Annotated in this window: 18 protein-coding genes, 1 tRNA gene and 1 pseudogene; 14 read left to right on the top strand and 6 right to left on the bottom strand. The window is 36.3% G+C overall.

The annotated features are described in order from the left end of the window. Positions 1-107: 107 nt before the first annotated feature. Entirely contained in the window at positions 108-1,082 is a 975-nt protein-coding gene (locus EKM78_RS11395) for a GMP reductase (RefSeq protein WP_125772365.1), read from the bottom strand. A gap of 295 nt (positions 1,083-1,377) precedes the next feature. On the opposite strand from EKM78_RS11395, the gene glnA reads away from it, so the two are divergent. Beyond that, positions 1,378-2,709 carry a type I glutamate--ammonia ligase gene (gene glnA / locus EKM78_RS11400; RefSeq protein ID WP_164507332.1) on the top strand — a complete coding sequence of 444 codons (1,332 nt, stop codon included), beginning with the start codon at positions 1,378-1,380 and terminating at the stop codon, positions 2,707-2,709. 828 nt (positions 2,710-3,537) lie between these two features. On the opposite strand, the gene EKM78_RS11405 is transcribed toward glnA, so the two are convergent. Next, positions 3,538-4,032, bottom strand: coding sequence for a hypothetical protein (locus EKM78_RS11405; protein ID WP_125772367.1), 495 nt, complete (start codon positions 4,030-4,032; stop codon positions 3,538-3,540). Between the two features lie 174 nt (positions 4,033-4,206). Between EKM78_RS11405 and EKM78_RS11410 the strand changes: the two genes are divergently transcribed. Further along, positions 4,207-4,277: transfer RNA gene (locus EKM78_RS11410), tRNA-Gly, on the top strand. Positions 4,278-4,401: 124 nt separating this feature from the next. Here EKM78_RS11410 and EKM78_RS13185 read toward each other — a convergent pair. From EKM78_RS13185 to EKM78_RS11425, 4 genes and pseudogenes are all read right to left on the bottom strand, one after another. Continuing rightward, positions 4,402-5,031: pseudogene (locus tag EKM78_RS13185) on the bottom strand (site-specific integrase); the annotation flags it as partial. Between the two features lie 18 nt (positions 5,032-5,049). Continuing rightward, a complete protein-coding gene (locus EKM78_RS13190; RefSeq protein WP_245995075.1) occupies positions 5,050-5,580 on the bottom strand; it encodes a tyrosine-type recombinase/integrase in 531 nt (176 codons plus the stop codon). A 427-nt stretch (positions 5,581-6,007) separates the two neighbouring features. Next, on the bottom strand, positions 6,008-6,625 hold the full coding sequence (locus tag EKM78_RS11420) for a DUF5067 domain-containing protein (RefSeq protein ID WP_125772369.1): 618 nt from the start codon (positions 6,623-6,625) through the stop codon (positions 6,008-6,010). A 40-nt stretch (positions 6,626-6,665) separates the two neighbouring features. Further along, positions 6,666-7,280, bottom strand: a complete 615-nt coding sequence (locus tag EKM78_RS11425; protein WP_125772371.1) for a LexA family protein — start codon at positions 7,278-7,280, stop codon at positions 6,666-6,668. Between the two features lie 190 nt (positions 7,281-7,470). Between EKM78_RS11425 and EKM78_RS11430 the strand changes: the two genes are divergently transcribed. The 12 genes from EKM78_RS11430 (at position 7,471) to EKM78_RS11470 (ending at position 13,017) form a co-directional block, all read left to right on the top strand. Continuing rightward, the gene (locus EKM78_RS11430; protein ID WP_125772373.1) at positions 7,471-7,707 is read left to right on the top strand and encodes a helix-turn-helix domain-containing protein; all 237 of its coding nucleotides are present in this window, start codon (positions 7,471-7,473) and stop codon (positions 7,705-7,707) included. Between the two features lie 47 nt (positions 7,708-7,754). Next, positions 7,755-8,522 (top strand): phage antirepressor KilAC domain-containing protein, encoded by a 768-nt coding sequence (locus tag EKM78_RS11435; RefSeq protein ID WP_125772375.1) that lies wholly within the window; start codon positions 7,755-7,757, stop codon positions 8,520-8,522. Between the two features lie 2 nt (positions 8,523-8,524). Further along, a complete protein-coding gene (locus EKM78_RS11440; protein ID WP_125772377.1) occupies positions 8,525-8,794 on the top strand; it encodes a helix-turn-helix domain-containing protein in 270 nt (89 codons plus the stop codon). Between the two features lie 354 nt (positions 8,795-9,148). After that, positions 9,149-9,286, top strand: a complete 138-nt coding sequence (locus EKM78_RS12855; RefSeq protein ID WP_164507333.1) for a hypothetical protein — start codon at positions 9,149-9,151, stop codon at positions 9,284-9,286. Further along, positions 9,283-9,456, top strand: coding sequence for a hypothetical protein (locus EKM78_RS12860; protein WP_164507334.1), 174 nt, complete (start codon positions 9,283-9,285; stop codon positions 9,454-9,456). The genes EKM78_RS12855 and EKM78_RS12860 overlap by 4 nt, the downstream gene beginning before the upstream one ends. Positions 9,457-9,672: 216 nt before the next feature. Next, positions 9,673-9,879, top strand: a complete 207-nt coding sequence (locus EKM78_RS11445; protein ID WP_164507335.1) for a helix-turn-helix transcriptional regulator — start codon at positions 9,673-9,675, stop codon at positions 9,877-9,879. Further along, positions 9,863-10,039: a hypothetical protein gene (locus EKM78_RS12865; protein WP_164507336.1), complete on the top strand. Its 177-nt coding sequence runs from the start codon at positions 9,863-9,865 to the stop codon at positions 10,037-10,039. The genes EKM78_RS11445 and EKM78_RS12865 overlap by 17 nt, the downstream gene beginning before the upstream one ends. Continuing rightward, positions 10,024-10,236 carry a hypothetical protein gene (locus EKM78_RS11450; RefSeq protein WP_125772381.1) on the top strand — a complete coding sequence of 71 codons (213 nt, stop codon included), beginning with the start codon at positions 10,024-10,026 and terminating at the stop codon, positions 10,234-10,236. Before EKM78_RS12865 ends, EKM78_RS11450 begins: the two co-directional genes overlap by 16 nt. A gap of 2 nt (positions 10,237-10,238) precedes the next feature. After that, positions 10,239-10,433 (top strand): hypothetical protein, encoded by a 195-nt coding sequence (locus EKM78_RS11455; protein WP_125772383.1) that lies wholly within the window; start codon positions 10,239-10,241, stop codon positions 10,431-10,433. Then, positions 10,433-10,912: a siphovirus Gp157 family protein gene (locus EKM78_RS11460; protein ID WP_125772385.1), complete on the top strand. Its 480-nt coding sequence runs from the start codon at positions 10,433-10,435 to the stop codon at positions 10,910-10,912. The genes EKM78_RS11455 and EKM78_RS11460 overlap by 1 nt, the downstream gene beginning before the upstream one ends. A gap of 3 nt (positions 10,913-10,915) precedes the next feature. Then, on the top strand, positions 10,916-12,286 hold the full coding sequence (locus EKM78_RS11465) for a DEAD/DEAH box helicase (protein WP_125772387.1): 1,371 nt from the start codon (positions 10,916-10,918) through the stop codon (positions 12,284-12,286). Continuing rightward, positions 12,283-13,017, top strand: coding sequence for an ATP-binding protein (locus tag EKM78_RS11470; RefSeq protein WP_125772389.1), 735 nt, complete (start codon positions 12,283-12,285; stop codon positions 13,015-13,017). The genes EKM78_RS11465 and EKM78_RS11470 overlap by 4 nt, the downstream gene beginning before the upstream one ends. Positions 13,018-13,064 lie beyond the last annotated feature (47 nt).

Below are 13,064 nucleotides of genomic sequence, written 5' to 3' on the forward strand. Positions count from 1 at the left end.
AACAAAAAATGGACGAAAACCAAAAATCGGTTTTCGTCCATTTTTTATTGTACAGAGAACACTTATGTCACATTCTCTTTTGGTTATTTTTTTGTAGTTTTAATGATTTACATGTCTCCATTGAAGATGGAATTTCTTACTATTACATAGTCAACTCTTCTAAGAGATTCTAGGTCTCTTCCTCCAGCGTAGGAGATGGATGACTGTAGATCTTCGTGCATTTCTCTTAATGTGTCTGCTATGTTTCCGCGACATTTTATTAGCATTTTTTTACCTTCGACATTTTTATAAACGCCTTTTTGATATTGGGATGCTGAACCAAAGTATTCTTTGTACTTTACGCCATCTTTCATCACAGTTTCGCCTGGGGATTCTTCGTGTCCTGCTAATAGGGAGCCGATCATTACCATGCTAGCTCCGAAACGGACTGATTTGGCGATGTCGCCGTCATTTCTAATTCCGCCGTCAGCGATGATTGGTTTATTAGCGGCTTTGGCACATAATCTAATGGCTGCTAATTGCCAACCACCAGTTCCAAAGCCGGTTTTGATTTTAGTGATGCATGCTCTTCCTGGTCCGATCCCTACTTTGGTAGCGTCGGCGCCGGCGTTTTCTAGCTCACGTACTCCTTCAGGAGTTCCGACGTTTCCGGCAATTAGGAAGGTGTTTGGTAATTGCTGTTTAACGTGTTTGATCATGTTGATGACTTTGTCGCTATGTCCATGGGCTACATCGATGGTGATGTAGTCAGGAGATAGGTTTTCGGCTTTTAATTCATCGATGAATTGGAATTCCTCTTCTTTGATCCCTAGACTGATCGAGGTGAACAAGCCTTTCTTATTCATACTCTTGATGAAATCGATTCTTTTTTCTGGTTGGAAACGGTGCATGATATAAAAATAGTCGTTTTTAGCTAAGTATTCAGCTAAGTTTTCATCGATCACCGTCTGCATATTTGCAGGTACTACCGGTATCTTGAATGTTTTAGGTCCAAAGTGGACGCTAGTATCACATTCTGATCGACTGTTAACGATACATTTATTCGGAACTAATTGGATATCCTCGTAATCAAAAACTTCCATAATTTTCATTCACTCCAAAATGCGAACTATTATTAAAAATAGATTGTATTTTGTTCGCATCTATAATTTACCTATTATCGGGGAGTAAGTCAATCGAAATCATAAAATATTTTTTTCTTAATATATGCTAAAAAATTCAGAATTTCGTGGTAAATTAGAAATGGTTAAAAATATTAATATATAGGTTTGACAGTTATTATTGACATTGGTATTATCGTTTTATTGTTAAAAATAGTTAATGGATTAACGGTTTTTAGTGACTAAACAAAATTGGTATATACAAAGAAGGAGCGATATGATGCATAAGTATTCTGCAGATGACATTAGAGATATGGCAAGTGAAGAAAATGTTGAATTCATTTGTTTAATGTTTACTGATATTAATGGAATGATCAAAAACGTTGAGGTGCCTGTTTCTCAACTAGAAAAGGTATTGGCTAACAAAATAACTTTCGATGGTTCTTCAATCGACGGATTTACGAGAATTGAAGAGAGTGATATGTTATTGCACCCAGATTTGAGCACATGGTTGATCTTCCCATGGGGATCAGAACATGGTAAAGTTGCTCGCTTGATCTGTGATATCTATGAGACTGATGGAACACCATTTGTCGGTGATCCAAGATATAACTTGAACCGGATCCTCGGTAAGATGAGAGATATGGGCTACACTGACTTTAATATTGGGCCAGAGCCTGAATTTTTCTTATTTAATACAGACGAGAAGGGCCGTCCAACTCTTCAACTAAATGATGATGGTAGTTATTTTGATTTCTCACCAGTTGATTTAGGTGAAAGTTGCCGTCGCGATATTGTTTTGATTTTGGAACAAATGGGCTTTGAGATCGAAGCTAGTCACCACGAAGTTGCTCCTGGTCAACAAGAGATCGACTTTAAGTATGAAGATGCTGTTTCAGCTGCTGATAGCATTCAAACTTTCAAATTGGTCGTTAAGACTGTTGCTAAACGTCACGGTCTCTACGCAACATTCATGCCAAAACCATTGCAAGGTATCAATGGTTCAGGGATGCACATTAATATGTCATTGTTCAAGGGTGATGATAATGTCTTTGATGATGCCAATGATATGCTTTCAGATACTGCTAAGAAGTTCTTGAGTGGTCTTTTGACTCATGCTCGTGCACTAACTGCCGTTAATAATCCTACAATTAATTCTTATAAGCGTTTGGTTCCTGGCTATGAAGCTCCTACATATATTGCTTGGTCAAGTAAGAATAGATCACCACTTGTTCGTGTTCCTGCTGCTAAGGGTAAGTCAAAACGTCTTGAAATGAGAAGTGTTGATCCTACAACTAATCCTTACCTTGCTATTGCTGCTATTCTTGATGCTGGTTTGGATGGATTGAACAATGAGTATAAGTTGATGCCAGAAGTTAAGGAAAATATTTATGGTATGACTGATGCTCGTCGTGAGGAACTTGGTATTACTGATCTTCCTTCTACTTTGCACAATGCTTTGAAGGCTTTGCGTAAAGATAAATATGTTCAGAGCTCACTTGGTGAGTCGTTGACTAATAGTTTGTTTACGGCTAAGAATGCTGAGTGGGATCAGTATTGTCAAACTGTTTCTCAATGGGAAAGAGATACTTATATGCCATTGTATTAGGATTTGTTGCCATCGATTCTTTTTGGATCGGTGGTTTTTTTGTATAGATGTAAGAGAGCTATGGCAGACAGAAGCGTTTTATTTTGCTGTGTTGTGATAGTTTGTTTGGTTAGCTGGGGTGGGTGGTAGTAGTTTGGTTGGTACGTTCAATGCCGACTCCGGGGCCCAGGGATACGTTAAAGGAACGTAAGTGCTAACGCACTTGCGCAACCGGTTATGGTGGTGGCGACGCCACCGAACAACTAAGGTCGGGAACGTGGTGGGCACATTTTGAACCAATCGAGCAAAGCGCGCTCGCTTGTTTCAAAACTGCACCTTTCTCTAGGCTCCTTCGTCACCAAGAGAAATTTCACCACTGAGGGCTGTATCCCCGGGCCCCTCCGTCTAGATAGTGATAATAATCCCCCCTTGGTTTGAGTTTTACCGATTTATTTTGTACAAATTGGCACTTTTTGCGCGTCCTATTTCTCACATGTCTATCTCAGGCTCCATCTATTCTGGTGGGGAGTAGGAGTTTCTTTTTTTGTTAGGATATATTCTCTATTTCGATTTCCGACTTTTTTCTCGGTTCGTGGGACTTCGCTCCACTCATTTTGTTTCCTGACTTACATTTCTTTTGCCATCTTGCTTTTCTTTTTTTGATTAAATAAGAGGAAGTATTTTTATTCTTCTTTTACTTTCGTTTCTTGCTCACGTGCTCGTTCCTTGCACTTTCGCCTTTCCGCTTTTGTATTGGATTGTGTTGGGTAGGGGGAGTTGAGATTTTTTGGATATAAAAAAAACGATGTATCGGGTTTTCCGATGCATCGTTTTTTATTGACTAATTAATTATTTGTTGCTGTCAGCAGATTTTGCTTGGTTTTGTGCATGTTTGATAGCTTCTTTATGTGTGCCATCAAATAACTTCCATTTTTGGTTGTCTTCTGACTTGATTGTTGTTTTGCCAGATTTTGTGAAGTTGAATTGGAAGTCTGGTTCTGCGATTACTGAATAACCTTTGATTGTGAACTTCTTAGGATTCTTCTTGTTGATTTTTAGTTCAGGTTTCTTCATGAAGTATGTAATAGTCTTTTGCGAACCATCTTTACTTACACGGAAGTGCTTAACATTTTTTCCGTTCTTTCCAGTGAAGAATGTGATGTATTGGTCTTTGTTGTTTTTACTTACACCAACGTAGTCATGACCTACGATTTCATCACGTGTAACTTTCTTTGCTGAATGTGTTTCAGTTTGTTCTGTTTTTGTGTTAGAACAAGCAGTTGTAACTGTTGCAGTTCCCATAAGAGTAACAGCAGCTAACAAAGTAACTATAGTCTTTTTCATTTCTATGTTCTCCTCAATGAAGATATTTAGATAGATTTCTATCGTTATCTTCAATTTTAGGTTACGAAGCCTAAAAAATCAATTTATATTCATATTTGAGATGGGAAATTTAAAATTTATTTATCATTTTTACTTTTTTTAAGGTATAATAAGTATTTGTACGGAAGTACATATGCGAACTTAGTTTAATGGTAAAATACCAGCTCCCCAAGCTAGTGTCGCGAGTTCGATTCTCGTAGTTCGCTTTATACAGTTTCGATGAGTTTTGATAAGCCTCGAAATGCTGATAAATCAACGTTTTATATTTTTTATGTTTCGATAGATTACGATAAGTTTTGACGAAAGTGTGTCACGAGTGTGTCACGCTTTTTATTTTGCAATAAAATTAGCTAGCTTGTTCACAGTATCTAATTGAGCCTTTTGTGAAACGTGCCAGTAAACTTTCATGATTTGAGATGTGTCAGAATGACCAAGCTGTAATTGAACGGCTTTGATACTTGAACCAGATTCAAGCATAAGAGAGCACGCTGTGTGTCTAATTCCGTGGACGTTAATACGCTTAAGCTTGTCCTTATGATTTTTATTGTATGCATCTATTACAACTTGCAGCCATTTATTTAGTTTAGTCAGGCTTAATAACTGGTTTTGAGTATTGGGAAATAATAATTGATTTTCAGTAGTATCAATATTGAATCCCAGGTTAAACATTTGCTTACGCAATTCAATTATCCAATGCTTCAATACTTTGCACGTCTCATCGTCCAATCCAATCGTTCTAACAGATGTTTTAGTCTTTGGAGTAGTGATGATAGGGGTGTTATCAATTCCACGGCTAACGGTTTTATTTATCCTTAGAGTTTGATTTTTGAAATCAATATCATCAATAGTTAAAGCTAAAAGTTCGCCTTTACGCATTCCTGTAAAAAATGCTACTCTAAACATGGCAATTGCTTTTTGATTGTGGTCAGAGTAAGTAGTGTCAAGTTGCTTGAAAAATTCTGCTGTTTCTTCTTTAGTCTAGAAGTTAGTTAATTTTTCATCACCGACATTGCTTTTTTTCTTTGGCATAATAATTAAGTCCATCGGATTTTCATATATTATTTTTAATCGTATAGCTTCTTTGAAAACTAGGTTGGCATAATATTTTACCATCTTAAAAGAACTTAATTTCTTTGCCCACTGGTTAACCGCTTCCTGACACATAGGAGCGGTTATTTTTTTTATCTCGTACTTTCCCAGAGAAGGGATGATATGGTGCTTAAATAGCCCCTCAACTCGATTCAACGTACTTTCTTTGACAGTGTTCTTATAGGACTCAAGAAAATACTGATAAACATCTTTATACCTTAGATTTTCATTACTAGAATATCCATGATTATCAATTTCTGATAATTTAGCGTTAAGAAATTTTTGACATTCGGCTTTAGTTTTAAAACCACGTTTAGTTGTTCTCTTAACCTTTTTAGTTAGTGGATCAATGCTACTTGGATAAACACATCTCCACAATTCTTTACCTGATTTGATTTTATATTTTGTAATTGTTGCCATTTTTAATCCTCCAAATTTAGCGTGGGAGCATAAATTTTAGAGTTTAAACAGGCATCACCTCCTTAATTTTGGTAAAAATAAATAAGCCTACTTGAGACTTAGATTTATTTTTTGTTGAAATTACTGGATTTGCCCCTTCCAGGTCAAGTCATTAAATTTGATTGTTACTTCATTTCCTGAATGTTTTAGCCCGACACCAATTCTTAAATTAGCATTTTGTCCTTCTGAAAGAGTGTCCGGAACACCATTATCTCTGTTGGATGATTGAGTACCAATTTGCCACGTTTATATACTTCCATGAGTATTCCTCCAGTATGGTATACTAAAGGAGCTAAAAGGGTACAGTAGTCCCATTTAGTATAGATTTCGTTTAAGTCACATCCTGAACTTTGGTCGGTTGGGGGATGTGGCTTTTTTATTTTGTCTTTTAATTAATTTGATAAGTTTTAGTACCAATTTTATCGAAATCAGAATTATCAAATTCCAATGAGACAGGGTTATTATTGTTATCCCCAAGTTTGAATGTCAAAATACCAGTTACTGTTTTACCAGGTAGTAAAGCGTTATTGAGGTTATCTTCATATTGTTGTAATGGATTATCCCCATTTTCGTCGGTGCCAATCATGCCTGGTTCAAGTTCAACATTTGAAGTATCAGTTTTTTGTTTAGCATGAACTACCATATATACGTTTGATGGATCTTGTTCTTTTTTAGAATTATTTGTTATATCAGTATAAATAACGAGAACCTTAGTACCATCTTCAATACCATCACGTATTTCAGATTTGGTTAACTTATATGTTTCCATACCAGCATAAAAAACATCATCCTTAAAAAACCATTCATGATTATCATCAGTTGGAATTTTAGTAGCAGCTTCTTTTTTTGTTGAATTAGTCTTTTTTGAAGACTTTTTAACTGTCTTTGTACTGACATCATTTGGTTTCTCAGATTTTTTACTTGTATCACTACCACTTGAACAAGCTACCAATGTTGAAGCTAAAAGAATAGTTAATCCCGTTAATGCTAAACCTTTGTTTTTCATAATTTCCTCCATAAATATATATTTGATCAGTATAAGTATATCAGAGGTTAGTAGTATAGCGAATGGCCTTACCTAAAATTCTTACGGGATTATCTGAAGTGATAATAATTGGACTGTAATCTTTATTATCAGGCATTAGCATAATCATATTGCCTTGGTGTTTTACTCTTTTCAAAGTTGCCTCAGTGTCACTATTAACTAGGACTGCAGCTATTTCATCGTCCTCAAATTCTGGTTGCTCTCTAATTAAGACATTGGAGCCATTAGGGATGGTAGGTTCCATTGAATGACCTTTAGCAACTAGATAGAATACGGTACCACTTGGGAGTGAGTCCTCAGGCTCCTCCAAATATCCTTCTATATTTTCTTCTGCAGTTATTGGATCTCCACATGCAATTTCGCCTAGTATAGGAATCATTGCAGTTTTATGCTTAGGAGATTGAGAGTTATCGATATTCAATAAATAATCAGGTTCTATATGAAATGCTTTGGCAAAATCATTTACGCGATTTAAAGGGAATTCTCTTGTTCTATTAAAATATCTGGAAACAGCTGATTTAGCCATACCGGTTCTGCGTGCTATTTCACTTATAGATAAATTTTGTTTTGATTTTAAATCATCTAATATATTCATAATTTCATCGTTAGTTCTCATAATTTTCTCCTAAAACTATTTAAATACTATGTTTCCTTAACATGTTTCTATTATATCATCGTTCCCAAAAGAATACAATATATAGGAATAAAACATCTTTATGTATTTAATTTAGCAAAAAAAGTTGACAAATGAGAACATACCCTTTATAGTAAGTATCGTACTCGAAAGAGAACGGAGGTGATTGACAATGACAATCAATTTGAGAAGATTAAAAGCAGAACGAATTGCAAAAGGAATCACACAAGATCAAATGGCGAGTCGCATGGGCTGGAGCACAAGAACACCCTATGCAAAACGTGAAAATGGTTTCGTATCGATTGGTGCTGATGAATTAGCTAAAATGGCCACTATCCTTGGATTCTCAAGGGATGAGCTCGGGATTTTTTTTACAAAGGACGTTCCCAATAAAGAACGGATTCATTGATTGAAAAATATAATTGCGAATCAAAAGTTTTAGGAAGGGAAAAAATAATGAACAATTTACAAGAATTTACAAATGGTGATATCAAATTGCCAGTTCGTACTAATCAAAATGGTGACATTAAATTTGATGCTGAAAAAGCAGCCATTGGATTAGGAATCTTTGAAAATAAAAATAATAAAAAATATGTAATTTGGAAGCGTATCAGTAAATATCTTTCGACACAAGTGTCGAAGGGAGATTTTATCACTGAACCCCAATTTTATAAGTTAGCAATTAAGGCCAATAACGCAACAGCTGAGAAGTTTCAAGATTGGGTTACATCAGAGGTTCTACCAACAATACGAAAACATGGTGCTTACTTAACTGATTCAGCAATTGAGCAAACGTTAACTGATCCTGATTACTTAATTAAATTGGCCACACAGCTTAAGACGGAACGTGAGGGTAGATTGATTGCTGAACAGCAAGTTGCGGAAGACAGACCAAAAGTTACTTATTATGACAAAGTTCTCGCTAATTCATCTTTAGTAACGATCACAGTTATTGCTAAAGATTACGGGATGAGTGGTAGAGAAATGAATGCCAAACTTCATGAACTTGGAATTCAATATAAACAAGGTAAAACGTGGTTACTTTATTCTAAATATCAACATAACGGTTGGACTCATTCAGATACAACGATGGTCAAACGAAAAGATGGAACTGAAAAGGCTGTTTTAAACACTAAGTGGACTCAAAAAGGTCGTTTAGGACTATATGAAGTTCTTAAGCAGCACGATATTTATCCTATGATTGAACAACTTATGGAGGTCTAACCATGCAAACAAGACCAATTGAAATTTTATTGAGTCCACAACAACTTGAAGATGTGGAATTACAGGTTTATCAAACAGTAATGTCAGGAATCAGCAAAGCTAATGAAGCTAAAGTCCAAAAAACTTGGATGAAGACTTCTGAACTAGTCGATTATCTACCAATTTCTGATAGCACTATTAGAGAACACTTATCAGATTTACCGTTTCACATCATTGGTGGAACAAAGTTTTATAACAAAAAAGAAGTAGACGATTATCTACTAAACAAATAAAAACAAGCGTGGGAGCAAAGTTTTATGAGAAGCATATCAATACCAGCAATCATTTGGGTGCCAGCATTAGTGTGGGCAATTACATACTTACTAACTAAATATCACGGAGTCAGAAATTTCATAAAAGAGTGCTTTGACTTCGACTTGTAGGAGGACTAAATGAGAAAAATAAAAAAAGCTAACTCATGCGGAGATGAGCTAACTTTAAAAAACGTAAGGTTCAAAGGTTCAATTATTTCTGGTCAAACATCGATTCCTTTAAACCATAATGTTCTGCAACTTGTTTACAAGAATCTAAGTAAAATTCTTCATGCAATGAAGCTTTGAAATTATCTAAAAGTAAAGAAGGTATTAATGATGATTAAAGTATCACTAGATTTTTTATTCGTAGTATTCATGGCCACAATGCTATCAAGTGTTTTGATTACTAGATATGTGATGATTCACGCACGTAGCAAAGCTAAAAAATTCATGAACGGGTGGTTTGAATGATGGATGAGATCAAAGAGTTAAAGAAAAAGATTAGACATCTAGAAATGATGTTAGCACTAAGTCCAGAGATTCTTGAATGTGGAAAGTATCGAGACTGGGAACTAGTAAAAAAGTACGGTGAACCAGTTGATATGCCACAAGAGTATGAAGTTATTTTGCTAAAAAAATAAACACCTGGAGGTGTTAAGGAATGAAAGATAAGTATAAAAAATGGGGACCAAGCATTCTACCAAGCATTATTACTGCAATCCTTACTTTCATTATTGGATTGTTAATGGCCAGATTGACCAACTAAAAAAGGAGTGAACCAATGGACGGTTTTGACGAATGGCTACAAGACGAATCAGCATACGGTTCACTAACTAGACCAGAGAGAGGTGATGGTGATGAGCAACAGGATTAAAGAACTAAGAAGAGAACAATCTATAAAGCAGAAACAATTAGCTGAATATTTTCATGTCAGTCCTTCCACAATTCATGGCTGGGAGCGTGGAGATGTACCAATGTTGATTGACGATTTCCACACGCTTGCACAGATTTTTAAAGTATCAATGGAATATTTAGGAGGTTACAGGGATGAACGCAATGGATAAGGTGGCTGATGCGTATTATGCACAGCGACACTGGGAAGAATTTAGGGACAGGATTGTGAAGAAACAACTAACATACGGCAATGTTGTCCACGATTATTTCAAGATCGTGGATGAGATGAACCGTACCAAGGAGGAGTTAAAGCAATGGAACATGAATTAGATGTATTGATCGATAAAGCTATTGAATTCTACAAAGCTAGACATGCATACAACTGGATGCCCACTAAACGGAACAAGGCAGAGTACATTCGGCAAGCAAACGAATTACACCAAATAAAAAAGTCCCTCGCCACTGCAATGACGAAGGACGCAAATAAAAATATTTTACACACAAATTATAACACGGAGGAACGTTAATTATGAACAAAGAAAAATTAGTATTAGAAAAACAACCAAAGGCACAAGAAAATTATTCAAAGCCCGTATTCATTGACAGTGATCTTTACAAAAAAATTGTCGAGTTGAAAGCAGAAACTGGTCTACCTATTCGCCAAATTGTTAATCGCTTCGTTGAATATTCAATTGAACACGTTGAAATCAAGGAGGAAAAATAATGACCACATTATATGAATTAACTGGTAATTACTTGAAATTACTAGAATATGCAGAAGACACTGATCCAACTTTATATCACGACACCATGGACAGTATCACTGATGCCATTGAAGACAAAGCTGTCGGATACGCAAAGGTAGATAAGGAACTAGCAAAAGATGAAGCTGCACTAAAGGAAGAAGCACAACGCCTTACTGCACGGGCTCATGTCATTGCAAACAATCGCAAGCGACTAAAACAGAACCTGCAAATTGCTATGGAGGAAACTTCTACGCCTAAGATCAAAACTCCAGAATTCACTATCTATATCCAGAAAAACAATCCATCTGTGAATATTCTGGATGAACATGATATTCCTGCTTATTTATTTGAAACCAAGCAAGTATTGAACAAGAAAGAAGTATCACGGTTACTCAAGGAAGGGAAAGATGTTCCAGGTGCTGAATTGAAAACTGGCTCGTCTGTAAGGATTAGATAAATATTGTTTGAGTTAAGACCTTATCAACTAAAAACAATCAATAATATCTATCGTTCTTTTGATAGAGGCAACCGTTCAATCATTGTTCAGCAACCACCTCGCACTGGTAAGACAGTAATCATGGGCGAGATAGCAAGACGGGCAACGGCTAAGGGCAATAGAATTTTATTCATTGTTCACCGTAAAGAAATCGTGGATCAAGTTGTTTCGACATTTAAAGCACAAGGTGTTGATATGTCACTGGCAAAAATTGGAATGGTACAAACCATAACAAGACACGTAGACAAGTTAAAACCACCATCAATAATTTTTGTTGATGAAGGGCACCACGTTAAAGCTAAAAGCTACATGAGAATACTTGATACGTTTCCTAATGCATTGAAATTACTTTTTACTGCCACGCCTTACCGTCTAGACGGTAGCGGGTTTGATGATGTGGCTGACGACTTAATACTAGGAAACTCAATAAAACAATTGATTAAGGATGGATTTCTAGCACCAGTCGATTACTACGCACCGGTTCAACTAGATATATCACAACTTAAAACTAAGAGAAACGGCGAGTTTGATGAAAAATCTATCGCTAAGGCGTTCAAGCCTAAGGTGTATGGCAACGCTGTGAAGACATTCCAGAAACTAGCGGGGGACAAGCAGGCCATCGCATATGCATACAACGTGGCTAGCGCTGAACGATTAGCAAGTGAATTAAATGGCAATGACATAACTGCTAGAGCCGTGAGTGGGAACACTCCTAAAGATGAACGTGATTCAATAATTAATGATTATCGAAACGGAAAAATTCAAGTAGTTACCAATGCGGAACTATTTACCGAAGGATTGGACTTGCCAAATGTTGATTGTGTGATTATGTTGCGACCAACTCAATCTTTATCTTTATATCTTCAATTCAGTATGAGATGTATGAATCCACGTGAAGGCAAGACGGCTATCATCATTGACCACGTTGGAAATGTAAACCGATTTGGTTTACCAACAGAGCCACGTGACTGGAAATTAACGGGTTCAAAGAAATCCGGTTCAACTGGCGGTCGTACTGATGTTAAATCAGTGACGGTTTGCCCGAAGTGTTTCATGACGTTTTATAGAACAAAAGATGTGTGTCCCTTCTGTGGCGCAGAGCTTACCGAAGAAAAGGAACTTGAAGTAGTAGAAGATGCCGAACTTAAAAAAGTTAAAGAGGAACGATTAAGAAAAGCCCATATGATCATGAACAGCAATCTAGCTACCAAAGTAGCAGATAAGACGCCAAACCAATTGAAGAATATGGCAGAGATAAAAGCATTTGCTGAATTCAAGAATTACAAAAAAGGATGGATTTATTACTACGGAAAGAAAAGAGGATTTATTAAGTGACTATACTACCAAAAAACGAACCACACCAACCACACAACACGCCTAGAAATTTCTTTATCTGGGGTGCAACCATGTCGGGTAAGAGTTATTTAGCTTCATATTTTCCAGATTCAATCGTATTCAGCACTGACGGCAACGAGAAGAACTCTGGAACACGTCCAACTATTGCATTACTTAATAAGGTTAATTCCCAAGGAAAAATTACTGAGTCTGTAATTGATATTTTGGATAAGTACATTCTTGCTTTGCGTACTGAACAGAACACGTTCAAGACCGTAGTGATCGATGTCATTGAAGATGTAACAGTATTGATTGATCAGGCAATATGTATGGAAGCTCATAAAAAGTCATTGTCCGACATTCCTTACGGAAAAGGGTACTCAATGTTTAATTCTATGCTCCAAGAATTGGTTATGAACCTTAAAGCACTACCTATGAATGTAGTTTACATCAGTCGTGAAGATACACGTTCTGATGATAACGAACAACCAGTACCAGTTCCTGCGTTGAGACAAAAATATTACAACGTTGTAAATGGTAACTGTGATCTTGTTATTCGCACTCAACATTTGGGAAAGAACTATATCCAAACAGTTACTGATATCAGACGCAAGTACAAACAGTCTGAAATTGATGATCCACAGATTTTAAGAATTTTATCAGCAATACCAGGAGCATTAGTCAAAGACATGCCCGCACAAACACGAACAACTAACAAGGATGGTAAATAAACATGAGTTTAAGAGATAGAAAAAACGCATTGGAAGCACAAGGATTT

This window comes from Companilactobacillus furfuricola (assembly GCF_003946325.1).
Taxonomy (GTDB): Bacteria; Bacillota; Bacilli; order Lactobacillales; family Lactobacillaceae; genus Companilactobacillus; species Companilactobacillus furfuricola.